The 16,680-nt window shown below is 56.4% G+C and carries 15 protein-coding genes; 11 read left to right on the top strand and 4 right to left on the bottom strand.

Annotation, left to right across the window (positions count from 1 at the left end):
* Nucleotides 1–39: 39 nt before the first annotated feature.
* From Pla52nx_RS19130 to Pla52nx_RS19115, 4 genes are all read left to right on the top strand, one after another.
* Nucleotides 40–570 carry a hypothetical protein gene (locus tag Pla52nx_RS19130; protein WP_146519892.1) on the top strand — a complete coding sequence of 177 codons (531 nt, stop codon included), beginning with the start codon at nucleotides 40–42 and terminating at the stop codon, nucleotides 568–570.
* The gene (locus tag Pla52nx_RS19125) at nucleotides 567–1,931 is read left to right on the top strand and encodes a sensor histidine kinase (RefSeq protein WP_146519893.1); all 1,365 of its coding nucleotides are present in this window, start codon (nucleotides 567–569) and stop codon (nucleotides 1,929–1,931) included. The genes Pla52nx_RS19130 and Pla52nx_RS19125 overlap by 4 nt, the downstream gene beginning before the upstream one ends.
* Nucleotides 1,918–2,355 carry a response regulator gene (locus tag Pla52nx_RS19120; protein WP_146519894.1) on the top strand — a complete coding sequence of 146 codons (438 nt, stop codon included), beginning with the start codon at nucleotides 1,918–1,920 and terminating at the stop codon, nucleotides 2,353–2,355. The genes Pla52nx_RS19125 and Pla52nx_RS19120 overlap by 14 nt, the downstream gene beginning before the upstream one ends.
* 101 nt (nucleotides 2,356–2,456) lie before the next feature.
* Nucleotides 2,457–2,930, top strand: a complete 474-nt coding sequence (locus Pla52nx_RS19115) for a hypothetical protein (protein WP_146519895.1) — start codon at nucleotides 2,457–2,459, stop codon at nucleotides 2,928–2,930.
* A gap of 127 nt (nucleotides 2,931–3,057) precedes the next feature.
* Here the strand turns inward: Pla52nx_RS19115 and Pla52nx_RS19110 are convergent, their stop codons facing one another.
* Entirely contained in the window at nucleotides 3,058–4,887 is a 1,830-nt protein-coding gene (locus Pla52nx_RS19110) for a Y-family DNA polymerase (RefSeq protein ID WP_146519896.1), read from the bottom strand.
* Nucleotides 4,888–6,039: 1,152 nt separating this feature from the next.
* On the opposite strand from Pla52nx_RS19110, the gene Pla52nx_RS19105 reads away from it, so the two are divergent.
* Nucleotides 6,040–6,342: a LapA family protein gene (locus Pla52nx_RS19105; protein WP_231741945.1), complete on the top strand. Its 303-nt coding sequence runs from the start codon at nucleotides 6,040–6,042 to the stop codon at nucleotides 6,340–6,342.
* Nucleotides 6,343–7,009: 667 nt separating this feature from the next.
* Nucleotides 7,010–8,293, top strand: coding sequence for a DUF1559 domain-containing protein (locus tag Pla52nx_RS19100; protein WP_146519898.1), 1,284 nt, complete (start codon nucleotides 7,010–7,012; stop codon nucleotides 8,291–8,293).
* A 142-nt stretch (nucleotides 8,294–8,435) separates the two neighbouring features.
* Here the strand turns inward: Pla52nx_RS19100 and Pla52nx_RS19095 are convergent, their stop codons facing one another.
* Nucleotides 8,436–8,627: a hypothetical protein gene (locus Pla52nx_RS19095; RefSeq protein WP_146519899.1), complete on the bottom strand. Its 192-nt coding sequence runs from the start codon at nucleotides 8,625–8,627 to the stop codon at nucleotides 8,436–8,438.
* A gap of 621 nt (nucleotides 8,628–9,248) precedes the next feature.
* A complete protein-coding gene (locus tag Pla52nx_RS19090) occupies nucleotides 9,249–10,508 on the bottom strand; it encodes an ATP-grasp domain-containing protein (RefSeq protein ID WP_197454553.1) in 1,260 nt (419 codons plus the stop codon).
* 257 nt (nucleotides 10,509–10,765) lie between these two features.
* On the opposite strand from Pla52nx_RS19090, the gene fae reads away from it, so the two are divergent.
* From fae to rdgB, 3 genes are all read left to right on the top strand, one after another.
* Nucleotides 10,766–11,266 (top strand): formaldehyde-activating enzyme, encoded by a 501-nt coding sequence (fae, locus tag Pla52nx_RS19085; RefSeq protein ID WP_146519901.1) that lies wholly within the window; start codon nucleotides 10,766–10,768, stop codon nucleotides 11,264–11,266.
* 133 nt (nucleotides 11,267–11,399) lie between these two features.
* Nucleotides 11,400–12,284 carry an NADP-dependent methylenetetrahydromethanopterin/methylenetetrahydrofolate dehydrogenase gene (locus tag Pla52nx_RS19080; RefSeq protein WP_146519902.1) on the top strand — a complete coding sequence of 295 codons (885 nt, stop codon included), beginning with the start codon at nucleotides 11,400–11,402 and terminating at the stop codon, nucleotides 12,282–12,284.
* Entirely contained in the window at nucleotides 12,277–12,879 is a 603-nt protein-coding gene (gene rdgB, locus Pla52nx_RS19075) for an RdgB/HAM1 family non-canonical purine NTP pyrophosphatase (protein WP_146519903.1), read from the top strand. Before Pla52nx_RS19080 ends, rdgB begins: the two co-directional genes overlap by 8 nt.
* A 564-nt stretch (nucleotides 12,880–13,443) precedes the next feature.
* Here the strand turns inward: rdgB and Pla52nx_RS19070 are convergent.
* Nucleotides 13,444–14,349 (bottom strand): sigma-70 family RNA polymerase sigma factor, encoded by a 906-nt coding sequence (locus Pla52nx_RS19070; protein WP_146519904.1) that lies wholly within the window; start codon nucleotides 14,347–14,349, stop codon nucleotides 13,444–13,446.
* Between the two features lie 383 nt (nucleotides 14,350–14,732).
* Between Pla52nx_RS19070 and Pla52nx_RS19065 the strand changes: the two genes are divergently transcribed.
* Both Pla52nx_RS19065 and Pla52nx_RS19060 read left to right on the top strand, forming a co-directional pair.
* On the top strand, nucleotides 14,733–15,590 hold the full coding sequence (locus Pla52nx_RS19065; RefSeq protein WP_146519905.1) for an amidohydrolase family protein: 858 nt from the start codon (nucleotides 14,733–14,735) through the stop codon (nucleotides 15,588–15,590).
* Nucleotides 15,587–16,612, top strand: a complete 1,026-nt coding sequence (locus Pla52nx_RS19060) for a zinc-binding alcohol dehydrogenase family protein (RefSeq protein ID WP_146519906.1) — start codon at nucleotides 15,587–15,589, stop codon at nucleotides 16,610–16,612. The genes Pla52nx_RS19065 and Pla52nx_RS19060 overlap by 4 nt, the downstream gene beginning before the upstream one ends.
* The last annotated feature ends 68 nt before the right edge of the window (nucleotides 16,613–16,680 follow it).

The following is a 16,680-nucleotide window of genomic DNA, read 5'->3' as shown; positions in this document are numbered from 1 at the left end:
CGGTTGCCTGGTTCATCCCATCTCGAATTCGGATTCACAATGTTCTCAGAGCTTTTTGATACTCAAGGTTTCCCGCCTCGCTGGCGCTGTGGCTCATGGTCAGATCTGCACGGCTGGGTGCACATTGTTTCGGACTCGCTGATTTTTGGCGCTTACATCGCGATACCGATTCTCATCACCTACTTTGTGTTTCAGCGGTCGGACATCAGATTTCTAAAGATCTACTGGTTGTTCGCGGGCTTCATTTTTTCGTGCGGATTTGGGCACTTGATCGAAGCGACGATTTTTTGGCATCCGTGGTATCGCTTTTCGGGATTGATCAAGATCTGCACGGCAGTGGTGTCGTGGGCCACCGTTTTGGCGTTGATTCCGGCGCTGCCCCGAGCGTTGGAATTGCCGGGGCTGGCGCCACTGAACGAGAAACTGCAGGACAAGAACGAGGAGCTCGAGTCCTTTGCTCGTCACTTGACCGATCGTGAAGATCGCGTGATTGAGCTGAAGAAGGAAGTCAATGCTTTGTTGGAAGAGTTGGGGAGGTCACAAAAGTACTTGCGTGACGTGTCGTCATGAACCTTGAGTCCACTCAGCGGTCGGTGCAAACCCAAAAATCCACCTCGGAAGACGAGGCGAGTTCACGATCGCGCGCTCTGCTGAGTGTCATGGAGGACTTGCAGGCTGAGCGTGAAAGTTTGAAAGCCGAGATTCAACGGCGCTGTGAAACCGAAGCCGCGTTGCGTCAAAGTGAACACCGCACCGCATTGATCATCGAAACCGCGCTCGATGGAGTGATCACCGTCAACGATTCGGGGCACATCACTGGGTGGAATGATCAGGCTGCTGTGATTTTCGGCTGGAGCCGCGAGCAAGCAAGCGGCATGCGGATCTCGGAGATCATCTTGCTGGACGAGGCTGAATCGCGGCCGGGGAGCGACTCGGGCGATCACTTACATGCGGGACGCTCCGATCTGTTGAACAGACGAATCGAGCGAACAGCGATCCGCAGCGACGGTTCGCGATTTCCCGCTGAGTTGTCCATGTCTGTCTTGCCGCTCGACGCCGGATTTGAGTTCAGTTGCTTTGTTCGCGACATCACCAACCGCAAGAACGCCGAACGTCTGCAGTTGGAAATGCAAGCCGAACTGGAAAGGCGTGTCATCGAGCGAACGCAGGAACTGGAGCGAGCCAACGAGCGATTAAGGAATAGCAATGAGGAACTGCAGCAATTTGCCTATGTCGCGTCGCATGACTTGCAAACGCCACTACGCGGCATCATGGGGTTTGCTCAGTTCTTGGAGAGTGACTACACACCGAATCTTGACGAGCAGGGCCTCGAATACATCAACCGGATTGTCGCCAGTGCAAAACGCATGCAAACACTGATCCAGGATCTGTTGAAGTTTTCTCGTGTGCAATCGCTGGCCTCTGAATTGACGCCTGTTTGGTTGGACAAACCTCTGTCGGCGGCAGTAGCAGTCCTGGAAAGTGAAATGGAAAAATGTTCGGTCGAATTGATTTCGGAGGACTTGCCAAGAGTCTTGGCGGATGCCGCCCAAATCGAACAGTTGTTCCGGAACTTGATCGAGAATTCAATCAAGTATCGACACCCGGAACGAAGACCGCAGATTCGGGTATCCGCTATTCTCGAAGGCGATCGTTGGACGATCTCAATCGCGGACAACGGTATTGGGATTGACCCCAAACATTTCAAGCGTATCTTCGAAATCTTCAAACGTTTGCATGCCGAGGGTGAGTACTCCGGCAACGGAATCGGCTTGGCTGTTTGCAGACGTATCGTCCTGAGACATGGCGGTCGAATCTGGGCGGACGAAAGCGACGTCGGAGCCCTGATCAAGTTTACACTTCATTCGCCTAAATCACTTTCTTCTGAATCCCAGCCATCCAAATCTGTGCATGCCGATGAAGATCAGTAACGCAGTCGTTCTGCTCGTCGAAGACAACGCGGACGATGCCTATTTGACCAGTGTTGGATTCAAACGCAGTGATCATGATGTGACGCTGCACCATGTTTCCAACGGCGAACAGTGCATGGAGTTTTTGCGAAAAAAGGGACGGTTTGTCGATGCGCCCACGCCGGACATTGTCTTGCTGGACTTGAACATGCCTGTCATGGACGGACGTGAGGTCCTGGCTGAGATCAGCCAAGACGAGCGGCTGCGACGGATTCGCTTGCTGGTGTTGACGACATCCGATTCGCCCCAGGATTTGGCCATCGCCTACGAACACGGCTGTGCGTCGTACATCGTCAAGCCCTTCGACCTGCATGACTTGCAGCACACGGTCGATCAAATTTGTGACTACTGGTTCGATATCACCTCGTTGCCCACGAAGGCGTGAGTTCAGCAGCGAATCCGCTTTGTGGCGTGCAGAGATCGCGTTTAGCGATAGAATGGATCGCCGACGATGCAGAGCGAATCTCCTGCCCATGATGTCCGCCGATGTCCACTGAACAGCCAGACCTTGATGGCGATTTGTTTTCGTTTCCCAGGCGGTTCGATTTGGCGTCGTTGCTGGCGATCTCCACCGGATACAGCTTGCTATTCGCGGCGGTGCACTTGCTCGACGGTGGCGTTTATGTCGGGTTTGCCATCGGCGGTTTTCTAGCAACCGTTGCGATCGCTCAAGCCGTTTTGATGGGCGGAAAGAAGCCGAGGGAAGCGTCGGTCATCGCCGGCGGTGTGTACAGTTTGACCGTGATCGTGGTCGGAGCTGCGTTCGCTGGAGAGTTCGGGATGGAGTTGATGTGTGCCATCGTTGGCGGCCTTTTTTGGGGACCACCGGCAGGTTATCTCGCTGGCACCTTGGTCGGCGGCGTGTTCTTGGTAGCTGACGCCCTGAGGCGAATGTTTCGCGTCATTCAGTCGTGGCGACGCGGTGCGGAGACCGACGCCAATGACGTGATGCAAGAGTAGCTAACCATCTCGCACCAACCAGCTCGGTAATGGGATTCGCCAGAATTCCCCTCGCACCAAATGGTTGCTGAAAGTTGCGACGCCAAACGATTGATGATCCGTTGCCATCGTCAGCAGGACTTTGCGGTCAACCGAAGTGTCCGTGAAGGCTCCATGTGCAATCGCCCAAGGTGCGAAAGATCCACCAGCGGCGACCGCTATCCGTTTCGACTTGATAATAATCCCGGCGGATCGTCGGTCCGCTCCACCACGCCGTTTCAATTCGCTCGGGACCTCGGTGCCGGACGATTCGATGCACTCGTCCGCCGAGACGAAACGCAACGGGCAGTGAATGGACGGGCAGTGATTGAACGGGCAGTTGAATTGGGGGATGGTTGCCCGGCGGCTTTTGTTTCGTCGCCACAGTCACGGCAGTGAGCGGCAAGGGATGGGGTAACAACACCATCGGTCGACGTCCGGCGTCGGTCACACGAGGCGGACGAAAGGAGTGACGTGGTACGTCGGAGTTTGCGCGATCGGTCGATGGCTCCGGCTCGTTCGTGCTGGACCGCTGCTTGAGCCGACGCTGCATATTCTGCCGACCTCGGTGATCCGTCAGAGAGTACAACTGAAACGCTTTCTCGGGCAGCGGATCCTGAGTCCGCCGGACTCCCAGGACCGCATCGCGTCCCAAGCGTCCGCTGATCGCATCGATGAAGCGAGGCAAACTCTGATCGCCCGATGGTCGATCGCCCAAGAGGTCATCTTCGTCATTGTCAAAAAGACCGGACTGTGAGGTACGGAGTGAGCCGCTGAGAGAAACCGACAATGTTATTCGCGTGACGTTTGCCGGTATGCGACGCGTCTCGACGCAGGCACCGATCAAGCAAACGAGGTGTTTCTTGTTCAGTGTCGGAGCAAATAAACCGATATTGAAATCCAGTTGCGAGTGGTCCGTAAGGTCCAGGCGGCAGGCCAAGCGTAGTGCCCCACGCTGGCTTGCCGCCAAACTCGCAATGATCTCATCGACCAGATGCTCCAGGCGATGCATCAAAATGCACTGGTCGTCCGTCGGGTACTCCAGCTCCATTGAGCTGACATGTTCTGCATCGGCATGGTGAATCGAGAGCGGTTCATCGGTTTCGCCCAAGACCTGTGCGATACGTTTGACCAACGGCTTGCCCAATCGTGACGACAAGCCGCTGCGAGGCAAACGTAGCAAGTCGCCGATTTGGCGAACCCCCAAGCGCGATAGTGTGTGAACCGTCTCCGGAGCAATCCGCAAGGCTTGCACCGGCAACGCGTTCAAGGCGGTGGCGTCATCAATGAAGTCTTCTTGCGGGTTGAAGTGTGCGTGTGCCCAAGCCGCGGCGACACCGTGGGCGATGGCGATCTTGGGACGCAAACCGAGCGGTCGCAGTTGTCCGTGGATCGACTGGATGACTTGATTCAAATCGCCGAACAGGTGCACCACGCCACTGAGGTCCAACAGCAGCGAGTCGCTCTGATGCAAGACTTGTCCGGCCCATGGTTTCGCATCCAACGGTTCGATCGCGACCATCGGTGTGATGTGCTGTTGCAAGATCTCAGCGACCGCGCGGATCGCCAAGTCATCCAGGAGGGGATCATGTTGAGTGATCCAAGCCGTCACGCCGGATTTTGAGTTGGCCAACTCGGTCGCTTGCGCAATCGGCATCCCCAAACGTACACCCAGCGCGGCGGCACGACGACAACACGCGACGACCAAGCGGCCGCGTCGTGGATCGGACTGCCAAATCAGAATCGGCAGACCCTGCGTGGGATTAACTGCGCGCTCAGGCGCGGCGTGCAGTGGAGTTGATGTTTTGCCGATCGGATCGGTCGGTTGATCCGCTGCCAGATCCGCCCGCTGCAGTTCGCGGAGCGACTCGTTGAGGGGACGACTGAGCAGTCGTTGGATGGGCCAGTTGCGAAGCCAAATGCAGAGCAGTTGTTTCATGGCGAGCCACTGAATCAAAGGAAGTCGCGTCGGAGGAAATCGTGACCAGCATCGCAGAATCATCAATGCTCAAACAAACACTTTGTCCCAACATGGCACCGCGGCATCGTTGTAAGGTGACCCGCATCATCGGAGAGCGATCGATGTCGGCGGTGCCAGAGCGAGCAACAGAGGCGTCGACAACAGCAGTATCGACGTGAAATTGGACATCGGCAAAACTGGGGGCACGCAACGCGTTTGCGCCGCGGACGATGAACGCGGGTTTGCGTCCCGACTCGGCAGCCAATTGAAAACGCCTGGCGTCTCGGTCGCTGAGCCGTGACGGAATCGACGCCCACACACCGGCCACCGCATCACACCGCAGGGCTTGGTCGATCGTCCACACCAAGTCCGTGTGACGTTTGGGACGCACCAAGATCATTTCTTGCGAGGCAACACCCAACGCGATCGCCGCCGGTGGATAAAACATGCCGTCGCTATCGACGATGATCAGTGGCAACCGTCTCCCGTGCTGCTGGGTGACTTGTCGCAAACGATTGGCTGCCGCGATCATCGAGAGCGAAGCCGCCCCTGTGCTTTCGTGCTGAGCCACCCACTGGGTCACACCGTGGACGGGTAATCCGGAACCCGGTAGCCAAGTGTCCAACACGCTGGAGCCGGTCGAGAGCGTCGCAGGAGCCTTGTCGATCGCCGTGCTGATGCAACCTACGGCGGCCCGCAGTTTCTGCAGGGCGGTTGCGCGATCTGGTGTTTGTTTGGCTGGTGTTTGCTTGGCTGGTGGTGTTGGCTGCGGCGACGACTTGGCAGCGGCGGCAACGAGTGGGGATGGTTTGGGGGTAGATTTTTTTTGTGCGGATGGTTTTGTTGCGGTTGGCTTCTTTTCAGGCGACTTCTTTTCAGTTGGTTGCCGTTCAGCCGTCACCGTCGCCGCAGCCTGCACGGGCTGTTCGACTTCGGTGTCCATGAAGGAAAACTGTTGCTGAGCCGCCATCGTAGCGCCTTGGCTGAAAAGAGGGTCGTGTTGGCAGACGTCCAACAAACGGGAAAACACAAAACCGCCCTGCCATGCTAGCATTCCTCGGCGGTTTTTTCACGTATCGGTTACAATCGGATGACGGTTCGGTTCTTCAGTGATCGAGTGAGAGGTTCATGATGATGCAGCGAATACGCTGGTTTCTGTTGCTTTTTGGGGTGGTGGTGTTGCTGGTGTTTTCTTTGGCGAACACTGAGAGCGTCCCCGTGGAGATGCCGTTTCTGTTCAGTACGGAGTTGCCATTGGCGATGTTGATGGTCGTTACGTCTGGAATCGGCTTTGTTTTGGGGTCATTGACGACGGCATGGATGTTGCGACGCGGCCGCAAGCCGGGCAAAGTGACCAAGCCTGAGCCGGAACCGACGGCTGTCGTGCCCCCCGAAGCCACCCCCGAACCCAACGACGTTTACAAATCCACGTAGCCGCGTCTCTCGGGATGTGCGGAACTCATCGCCACCAAGTCACCCACCCGTTTGGGCTGGTTGGCCGATGACGAAACGATGATTGTCAGCGGATGGCGGTGCACGCTATCGATCTGGAAGATCGAGCGACCATTGCTCAGCGTGGTCGGGCGGCTTGTTCAGCTCGGCGCTTGGCCGCCAGCTCGTACCTCAGAATGACCAGGCGCGCCAAGTCGCCCATGTGATTCAGGCCGGGCGTGTGCTCGGGGGCTTTGTTGGCGGCGCGATTGGGTTGGATCCGGGCGGCGGGCTCGGCAACCGGCACTGAAGCGGGCACAGAAACCGGCACAGAAGCGGGCAGTGGGGAAGCGGCCGGGGCGTCAAAAAGCATCATTTGGGTCATCGCAAAGTCTCCAGCGAAGAAGCGTCAACGTCCCTCAAACCGGGTTGGCTTGAGCGACGTGAGCATTCTTCGGGGGGCCGATGACACGTGCGGTCAGCGAGTCAGGGAAACGGCAAAAGAGTTCCCCTTGGGAACCACTGGCCGGGCCGCTCAAAACTTGAAAAAAACGGAAAATTAGCCTGTTGATACTGCTTCGAAAATCGCGTTGTAATATACTGATGTTCCCACCGCCGTATCGTTCTGCGCAACGGCAGTTCCTTCCTTTTTCTCATTCGTGAGGTTTTCATGAGTCATCGTCTCAGGTCACGTGCCGGTTTCACCTTGGTGGAGCTGCTCGTCGTGATCGCCATCATCGGCATTTTGGTCGGCCTGTTATTGCCGGCCGTCCAAGCTGCTCGCGAAGCAGCACGCAGAATGAGTTGCAGCAACAACTTCAAGCAAATCGGTCTGGCAATCCAGAACTACCACAGCACCTACAAGCAAGTTCCAATCCACGGTTCAGGAACCGACGGTCCTGGCGGTACGGCCCCCGTTGGCAGCAACGCCCCGACCGAAGATTGGTGGACCAACTACGGGCATGCGAATGCTTGGCGGTTGAGCGCACTTGTTGGCATGACACCGTTCATGGAGCAACAAGCACTTTGGGAAGAAATCAGTAACCCAAGCACTTTTGATGCGACCAACCCCAACACCCCGTTCACGGTGCCAAATGTTTGGCCAGCCATGGGGCCAACTCCTGATCACATTCGCTATCGCCCATGGGGAACTGAAATTCCAACTTTCCGTTGCCCAAGCGATCCGGGTTTTGGTTTGCCGTCTCTTGGTCGAACCAATTACGCCGTGTGTTTGGGAGACTCGATGTGGTGGTCGGTTCGAGGACCCGTCAACGCAGCGATCCGAACCGGTACTGGGTCACCGTCGTGGAAATACAACCGCCAAAACACAGGCTGGAATCAGCAGTCTCAAGCAGCCGACCGTGGACTGTTCGTTCCTCATGCGGAAGCGAAGTTCCGTGACGTGCTTGACGGTTTGTCCAACACCATCGCCATGGGTGAAATCGCCACCTACCTCGGTGATCGCGATAACCGAACCATTTCGACTCAGAACAGTTCACAAAACCCTCCGGCATCTGTTCGCGACAACCCCAAATGGTGCGAGGTCCAAGGTCAAATCGATCCGCTGCGTCCGCGTTTCTGGGCTCAAACCGGCGTGACCTTGGACGGAGCTGCCGCTGGTCGTGGATCCCGTTGGGCTGACTTCCGTCCCCACGCCTCTGGTATGCACACCGTCGCACCACCAAACCACCATGTCTGCGGTGGAAACAATGCTGGTCAAACGGGTATGTACACCGCGTCCAGCAGGCACCAAGGTGGTGCTCACATCCTGATGACCGATGGTGCGGTGGTCTTCATCAGCGATTCGATCGAATCTGGCAACAGCCGTGCCGGTATGGTTTGGCTTTCCGGAGTCGGTGCTGCATCGCCAGGTTCGCAAAGCCCGTACGGACTTTGGGGATCGCTAGGTACCAAAGCCAGCAGCGAAGTCATCCAGGAGCAATTGAATCAGTAGGTTTCACTGATTCAATCTCGCAAAAAAGAAACCTCGGCTCCGAAAGGAGTCGAGGTTTTTTCGTTCAGCGACCGGCAAACAAAAACTCAGGCTTGTACCAAACAACTGTTGGAACAGTTGAGTTCTATTCTGAAGACAGGAACTACTTGTTCAAGTCTTTCGCCGGCACGTCGCTGGCACCACCAGCAGCAACTTCTGCGGCGACTTCCGCTTCGTACGCAGCGACCGCATCGGCTTCTGCGTTTTCGACCGTGCTACGTGCGCCTTGCTCACAGCCGGTCGTCAGCGTCATCAAAAACATCGCCAAAAAAGATCCGGCAATCAACTTCTTCATTGTTCTTCTCGTGATCTGGAGGGAAAGAAATCCGAATCCTTAATATAGCTGAACGCGCGAGCGTGTCATGGTGCCAAAAAGTTGCTCCGACAAATAAAGTTCGTTCGTCCCTGGTGATGCGATCGTAAATTGATCTTGATTGGAAACGATGCAAATACCAGCACGAAGCGCAAGCGAGTGAATAAAACGCGTGAATCACTCGCTTGCGCTTAGTGCTGTATCAGAGTCAAGAATTTGGGTTGCCCCTAGCGAAAGTCGTCAAGACTTTCGGCATCTCACACGCTGCCGAAACTCTTGACGAGTTTCGCTACCCCAAAATCAAGACTGGACGATGCACTCGTGGTGGGCTGCTCAAAACTTGGTGTTGGCATTGTTTTTTCAGTCCATGTTTTTGTTCCATGCATCGCAATCAAAGTGAGCCTCAGGCGCTAGCCGTGGGCCGGCACCACAATCCGCTTCAGGCCCACGGCTAGTGCCTGAGGCTCACTGGGGGCCGCCAGCTGCGCCGGCAGTAGGGACATAAACTTGCACAAACCGAAAAAGACACAACACCAAATTTTGAGCAGTCCAGGATTTACCGAGTTTCCCTCGCTTACGCGTCGGGTTATGAATAATCCGCGTCTAGCGAACTGTGCCCTGGATTGTCCGCACCAACGCTCGGAGTGACGTTGGCTTGTCTTCTGACTGGTTGTGACGTTTTGGCACTCCGCCTTTCCTAACCCACTTGATCGTCAAAATGGGCTCACCTCGGCGGATCTCCGTACCAGCCATCGGCACATCGCAAAGTGATTGCTCACCACAGAGCACTTCGCTTGGTATGCGTTGAGGATCAAAACGTCCGGAACGATTTGCAAAGACCACTCGTTTGTAAAGTCTTACTAGATTGTCCTGACACACGGTCTCACTCAAACGCTTTGCCGCAGCCAGCGCTTCCAACGGTCTTTGATGAGTCCCCAGTGAGTAAGCGTCGCCGATGATTGACGCGACGGGTTTCCCTTTCACTGTCTGGAGCCAGTCGTCCAGAATCTCCATCCCGCTGGACCATCTCGCATTGATCTCCAGCAAGCAAACATCGTCGCCGTGCAATAGAAAATCCAGGTTGAACAGGCCCACGATTCCGGATTGAACTGCGATCGCCTGCCCGACTTTTTTGAGTTGCTCGCAGACATCAGACGACACTGGGATCGGCCCACGTGACCCGGAATAGACAAACGGTCGATCGCCGAGGCGGGTGAAGGAGTTTCGGCAGACTCCCATCAGGACACTGTCACGACCGTCGGCCAGAAAATGGGCTCCGTGCAGTTTTCCCGGATGCCAACGTTGCCAATACGGCGGGCTGCCATCGGGCTTGCGATCGCCGCTCCATCGCACCCCTAAACCACCACTGGACGAATCCATTTTCGACAGCCAGCCGGCTTGGATCGCGGGCGGTGTCCGACGTGTCTCGGGAAAGACGCAGCCGCATTGCTTTGCGATCGACTCGACGAACTGGTGGTCATTGACCTGTTTTGGCACCGCCGTCGTGCTGCCAAGAATGGGCCGTTCCAACCGCCGTGCCAGTTCCACGCAGCCGCTGAACTCGCCCACCAACATCACCGGCACGTCGTCATCCACATGACGGCTCAGCCAGTGTCGAACCTCCGCCACTTTTGACGCATTTTCATACATCTCGACCGCAGAAAACCAAATTCGTGACAGCCTTTGGGTGTCGTCATCACCGAACAGGTCGATGGTGATTGGTATCAGTCCGGCAAGCCGTGCCGATTGGGCGGCCGCCCGCGCGGACGCGCCGATCAAGATCACGTGGGGCGTCCATTCTGGCCCCAGACGCGACGTTTCATCACACGCCGGCATCCTGAATTCGTGGGTGGGTTGCATCATCGTGGCGGTTTGATAGTTTCTGCATTGGACAGACCCACCCGAAACGCCGGATCTACGCTGACCGGCGACGCGAATCGTCTCCTGCAATGACATGCGGTGCCCGAAAAATGACGGTGCCACCGCATTGTGTCTTCGGCAGGCGGCGAGCGGATAGCGGGGCAAGGACACGTAGCTCCCTCACCGGTCTTCCCTGTTCCGATACAGGTGTCCCTCCTAGATGTGTCCCAGTCGAAAACTTTTCGTAAAGGTGAATTGAGATGTCGTTATTTGTTGGTGAAGCCCTGGTGGGCGATGGAAATGAAGTGGCCCACATCGATTTGATGATCGGCAGCAAGACCGGCCCCGTAGGCATCGCGTTCGCAAATGCGCTGTCGACGCAAAGCGAAGGACACACAAACCTGTTGGCCGTGTTGGAGCCCAACGTTGCCGTCAAGCCTTCGACCGTGATGATCACCAAGGTGACCCTCAAGGGCTTTAAGCAAGTCGTGCAAATGTTCGGTCCCGCGCAAGCCGCAGTCGCCAAGGCGGTTGCCGACGCGGTCAGCGAAGGAATCATCCCCAAGGATCAAGCAGAAGATCTCGTTTGTGTTTGCGGCGTGTTCATTCACCCCGAAGCCGAAGACGACGAAAAGATCTACAACTACAACTACGAAGCCGTCAAGCAATCGTTGGTCAACGCCATGGGCGGCAAGCCAACCGCGGACGAAATGATCGCCAAGAAAGACTCCGCTGCTCACCCCTTCAAGGGCAATTTCTAACTGCCTTTGCGAAGTCGTGTAAGTCCAAGAAGCTTTTCGGTTCACTTGCGAGCCGAAAAGCTTTTTTTCTAACGGTGCCGCCACAGCATTCCCACGCATTCAAGCCTTCCCACGCATTCAAAGGAACGCCGTCTTGTCTAAACGAATTCTTTTTCAGTTCGATGGCGACGATCATCCCAGCTCGTTCGATGCCGTCGTGGCGATCGATTCCGAAATCGACCACTTGGTCTCGTATGGTCAAGTTCATCCGTCGTCTGTGCGTCCATTGGTTCACGGATGTATGTTTACCCGTGGCGGCGACGATCTTCGTCACACCGCGATTTTTATCGGCGGCAGCGACGTTGATGCTGCGGAACACTTGTTGCACTGCGTCACCGAAACCTTTTTCGGTCCCGTCCGCGTCTCCGTGATGCTCGACGCAAACGGTTGCAACACGACTGCGGCCGCCGCCGTCGTGGCTGCATCACGACACATCGCATTGGACGGAGCCCGCGCCGTGGTCCTCGGAGGAACCGGCCCTGTCGGCCAACGTGTCGCGCGACTGTTGGCTAGCGACGGCGCCGCGGTCTCGCTCACCAGCCGTTCGCTGGACCGTGCCCAGGAAGCATGTGACGCGATCGGCAAACACATTCAAAAGGGCAGCGTCTCTGCCGCGCAAGCCGCGACACGAGAACAGACTGCCGACATCCTCCAGGACGCCCAGATCGTGATCGCTTGCGGGGCCGCCGGTGTCGAACTGGCCAATGAAGAGACCATCCGCGGTGTGAAATCATTGGCGGTCGCGATCGACCTGAACGCCGTCCCGCCGGCCGGAATCGGCGGCATCGGCGCGATGGACAAAGCGAAAGCGATCGGTAGCGGTGTCGGCTACGGTGCCATCGGCGTCGGCGGCCTGAAAATGAAGACCCACAAGGCAGCCATCAAGTCGTTGTTCACCAGCAACGATCTCGTTCTCGATGCGGACGAGATCTTTGCAATGGCCAAGTCGGTTGAGTCAGGAAAGGCGTCCGATGTTTGACTTGGTACTGGGAACAGGCAACGCCAAGAAACTCATCGAGCTGAGGCTGCTGTTGCCTGTGGATCGATTCGCATTGACTGCGTTGTCGGAAATCCCTGACGCCACGGATGTGGAAGAAACCGGCACGACCTTTGCCGAGAACGCGGAATTGAAAGCGACCGTTCAAGCCAAACACTTGGGTCGTTGGGTGCTGGCGGAGGACAGCGGGCTGAGCGTTGACGCATTGGGCGGAGCTCCCGGAGTCTTTTCCGCCAGGTACGGCGGCCAACATGGTGACGACGCGGCGAACAACGCGAAGCTGTTGGCGGAGCTGGAGGGTGTGCCGACGGAAAAGCGTACCGCGTATTACTCCTGCCACATTTGTTTGTCCGATCCGCAAGGAAACCCGCGGGCAACGGCCAGTGGAACATGCGGCGGATTGATTCGCACGCAGGCGAGCGGAACGGCGGGATTTGGCTACGACCCGTTGTTCGAAATCCGCGAGTACCATCGCACGTTTGCCGAGTTGGATCTCGTGGTCAAACGAGCCATCAGCCACCGCAGCCGAGCACTGCGCGAGTTCTTGCCCAAACTGATGCGAATCGCTTTTTCATAAAAGCGTCACGTAATCGCGTCTCGGGAGACGTGAAAAGAATTGTTGCTGCCTATGACCGTGAAGCGGTCTCAGACGGTAGCCGGCGATAGAGCGCAGCGATCATCGCCGGTTCATTCTTCACATTCCCAGCAATCCCCTCAGTCGCGGATGCGACGACAGCATACAGCCTGGGGCGCGAGCCCCAGGTGAACACCCGACGCCGCCAACAAGCCGCGGAGCGGCGACAGATTGCATCCGGACCACCGCGTGCTGTGGGCTACACCAAACGTTTTATGCTGTCGCTGCTCCGCAGCTTCTGGGCGGACTCGCTTGCAGAAACATGGGGTTGGCACCCCATGCTGTATGCTGTCGCTGCTCCGCAGCTATCGGAGCTAACCCGGGGTGCGCTGGCTTCGCCGCGACCCCAGGCTATGTTGTTTAACCAATTCGTGGTCGGTTTGGAGAATATGTGTCCACTCTCGTTACCAAAATCACGCGAAGCGATGATTGCTACGTGGATTTCGCGACACTTATTTTCCGCATGTCCCGAGAGGCTCGGCTACGTGAATTGAGAGCGACGTTGCCTCAACCCATTCGTTCTCTTGGATCGGTCAATCCGTCGGCGAGGCGTCGCAGTGCTTCTGTCTCGATCTGGCGAACGCGTTCGCGTGTCAGGCCAAGTTCGGCGCCGATTTCTTTCAGCGTCTTGGGCTCGAATCCATCCAACCCGAATCGCAAACGCAACACGGTGGCTTCGCGATCATCCAGGTCATCGAGCAAGTCCATGGCGTGACGCAGGATGTCGTGGTCGAGCATCATCTCATCGGGTGACTTGAGTCGTTCGTCCATCACCATCTCGCCCAGTGACCATCCTGATTCGGATTGGTCGCTTTGTGGCGTGCTGTTGCTGATGCGGATTGCCTTGCGAATGATCGGCAGCTTCTTTTTCGGCAAGCCCAGCACACGAGCGACTTCTTCATTGGTCGGCGTTCGACCAAGCTCTTCGTTCAGACGCGCCGTTGCGCGTCGCCACTTGCTGAGCAACTCCACCATGTACGCGGGGATGCGGATTGTCTTGGCGCTGTTGATCAACGCTCGCTTGATCGATTGCTTGATCCAATAGCTCGCGTAAGTACTGAACCGGGTACCGACCGTCGGATCAAATCCTTCCACGGCCCGCAACAGCCCCAGGTTTCCTTCTTCGATTAGGTCCTGCAAGCTGAGGCCTTTGCCTGTGTAGCCTCGTGAAATGTTGACGACCAATCGCAAATTGGCTCGGACCATTCGGTCTCGCGCTTCCACATCACCTTGCTCGATCAGTGCTGCCAGTTGCAACTCTTCCTTGGCGGTGAGCAGCGCTGTCTCGTTGATCTCACGCAGATAGGTTTCCAGGGGAGACTGTGCTGCATCGCTGCGGCGTGCGCCAACACGTGCAGGTTTGGACAGCTGATCGGAATCGCTGTCGAGGGAAGTGGTTGAAGAGTCGGCCATGGAAATCTCGAGACTCGCTAGTGCGGTTAGGCGATCAAAACGCAGTCGTCGGCGCGGGGATGGGGGGACCGGCGACGCTTGGAGGCGTTTCGTACGCGATAAGGATCGGGGATAACACGCGAACGTAGTTGGGTCATCGTCCCTGACACCACTGCGGCTTCAGGCAAGCATAAAAGCTTGCGGGTTTGTCGGTAGTGACGTTTGTTTCGCTAGGTCCATATGCGACCGGCGTGCCAGTTATTCCAGCACAAAATGGGTCCGATGTGCCCCAATGACGGCAGCCAATTCGGCGAAGCGTTGTGGGCAACGCTGCCGGAATGTTCTGAAATTTGCTAAGTTGTTGCGGTTGATTCACCACGCCCTCTCTTCATTTCATAGCGAACATGCTGATCGACTCCCATCATCATTTGTGGCGGTATTCCGAGGACCAGTATCCATGGATCAATGACGACATGTCGGTACTCCGACATGATTTCTGGGCTGATGAGCTAACGCAAGTCGCTGCCGAAAGCGGAGTGACCGGTTTTGTGTCGGTTCAAGCCCGCCAAAGTCTTGCAGAGACAAACTCGCTGCTGGAGTTTGCCAACAGCAACCCGTTGGTCAATGGCGTCGTGGGCTGGTTTCCGTTGGCAGACGCCGACATTGCCGCACTTTTGGATCAATACCTTGCCGATCCTTTGCTCAAAGGAGTCCGCCATGTGGTCCAAGACGAACCTGATGACCGTTTCATCTTGGACGCTGAGTTCAATCGTGGTGTCGGCTTGCTTGCCGAGCGAGGACTCGTCTACGACATCTTGATCTTTGCCAAACAGTTGCCCGCATCGATCGAGTTTCTTGACGCGCACCCGGACCTCAACGCGGTGTTGGATCACATCGCAAAACCGACGATCGATCCCTTTCAGTTCGACGATCGTTGGGAACAGAGCTTTCGAGAGATCGCGAAACGTCCCAACCTGACATGCAAATTCTCGGGCGTGGTCACGGAGGTGCGTGATGAACAGTGGAGCATGGAAACGATTCGTCCTTACTGGGATGTCGCCTTGGACGCGTTTGGTCCATCGCGTCTGATGTTCGGCAGCGACTGGCCGGTATGTTTGCTCAAATCCGGCCACAAGCGATGGACCGACACCGTCCACGAGCTAGTCTCTGAGCTTTCTGAGCACGAACAAGCAGACTTTTTTTCGAACAACGCGATCCGGGTCTATGGATTGCAGACAAGTGAACCCACGAGAGAAGTATGAAAGCGATTCAAATCAGCGAACTCAAGACGCTGAAACCGATTGAGATTGATGAGCCCGGTCCGCCCGGGTCCGGGCAGGTGCTGGTAAAAACACATCGCATGGGTGTGTGCGGAACCGACATCAGTTGTTACCTCGGAAAGTTTCCGTTCTTTGACTTTCCACGCATTCCAGGGCACGAGCTGGGTGTGGAGGTCTTGGCGGTCGGCGACGGTGTCACCAGCGTCGCTGTCGGCGATCGCTGCAGCGTCGAGCCTTACATGAATTGTGGACATTGCTACCCTTGCCGTCGAGGTGCAACGAACTGCTGTCAAAACCTCAAGGTCATCGGAGTGATGATGGATGGCGGTTTGTGTGAATCGTTCTTGATCCGCGCCGACAAACTGCATCGATCAGAGAAGCTGAATTTTGACCAGTTGGCGTTGGTCGAAACACTGGCCATTGGCTGCCACGCCAATGATCGTGGAAACCCGCGTCCTGGCGACCATGCCTTGATCATCGGTGCCGGACCGATCGGCTTGGCGACGTTGGAGTTCGCGAAGTTGACTGGGGCAGTGTTGAGCGTGATGGACATGAATCCCGATCGCTTGCGATTCGTCACCGATAACTACGGCGTGAAGAACACGGTGCTGTTCTCGGGTGACGGCAGCGAGATCGAAAGGATGCAAAAATGCACGGGCGGCGACATGTACCAAGTCATCATTGACGCCACGGGCAACAAGCATTCGATGTCTGGCGCGCTGCGTTATCTGGCACCCACGGGGACACTGGTCTACGTCGGCATCACCACGGAGGAATTGTCGTTCACGCATCCGACAATGCACAAACCAGAAGCCAGCATCTTAGCGTCGCGAAATGCGTTGCCGCCGGACTTCACTCGAATCATTCAGTTGATCGAACAAGGAACCATCAACACCGATCCGTGGATCACGCACCGCACCGGATTTGACAGTGTTGTGAATGATTTTGAATCGTTCACCAAACCAGAAACCGGCGTGATCAAAGCGATCATTGACGTCGCATGAGACTCTGGCCGTACGTCAGTCTTTCTAGACTGACATTCCCCACAAATGATAACATCGTTTCCATAGAG

This window comes from Stieleria varia, assembly GCF_038443385.1.
Lineage (GTDB): Bacteria > Planctomycetota > Planctomycetia > Pirellulales > Pirellulaceae > Stieleria > Stieleria varia.
This window is presented reverse-complemented; position numbering and strand designations above follow the sequence as displayed.

Coding starts and splice junctions, on each gene's coding strand:
- Pla52nx_RS19070 (WP_146519904.1), bottom strand. CDS start 14,349: ATGGCCGACTCTTCAACCACTTCCCTCGACAGCGATTCCGATCAGCTG.
- Pla52nx_RS19095 (WP_146519899.1), bottom strand. CDS start 8,627: ATGAAGAAGTTGATTGCCGGATCTTTTTTGGCGATGTTTTTGATGACG.
- Pla52nx_RS19100 (WP_146519898.1), top strand. CDS start 7,010: ATGAGTCATCGTCTCAGGTCACGTGCCGGTTTCACCTTGGTGGAGCTG.
- Pla52nx_RS19125 (WP_146519893.1), top strand. CDS start 567: ATGAACCTTGAGTCCACTCAGCGGTCGGTGCAAACCCAAAAATCCACC.
- Pla52nx_RS19120 (WP_146519894.1), top strand. CDS start 1,918: ATGAAGATCAGTAACGCAGTCGTTCTGCTCGTCGAAGACAACGCGGAC.
- Pla52nx_RS19060 (WP_146519906.1), top strand. CDS start 15,587: ATGAAAGCGATTCAAATCAGCGAACTCAAGACGCTGAAACCGATTGAG.
- Pla52nx_RS19105 (WP_231741945.1), top strand. CDS start 6,040: ATGATGCAGCGAATACGCTGGTTTCTGTTGCTTTTTGGGGTGGTGGTG.
- Pla52nx_RS19110 (WP_146519896.1), bottom strand. CDS start 4,887: ATGAAACAACTGCTCTGCATTTGGCTTCGCAACTGGCCCATCCAACGA.
- fae (WP_146519901.1), top strand. CDS start 10,766: ATGTCGTTATTTGTTGGTGAAGCCCTGGTGGGCGATGGAAATGAAGTG.
- Pla52nx_RS19115 (WP_146519895.1), top strand. CDS start 2,457: ATGTCCACTGAACAGCCAGACCTTGATGGCGATTTGTTTTCGTTTCCC.
- Pla52nx_RS19065 (WP_146519905.1), top strand. CDS start 14,733: ATGCTGATCGACTCCCATCATCATTTGTGGCGGTATTCCGAGGACCAG.
- Pla52nx_RS19130 (WP_146519892.1), top strand. CDS start 40: ATGTTCTCAGAGCTTTTTGATACTCAAGGTTTCCCGCCTCGCTGGCGC.
- rdgB (WP_146519903.1), top strand. CDS start 12,277: ATGTTTGACTTGGTACTGGGAACAGGCAACGCCAAGAAACTCATCGAG.
- Pla52nx_RS19090 (WP_197454553.1), bottom strand. CDS start 10,508: ATGATGCAACCCACCCACGAATTCAGGATGCCGGCGTGTGATGAAACG.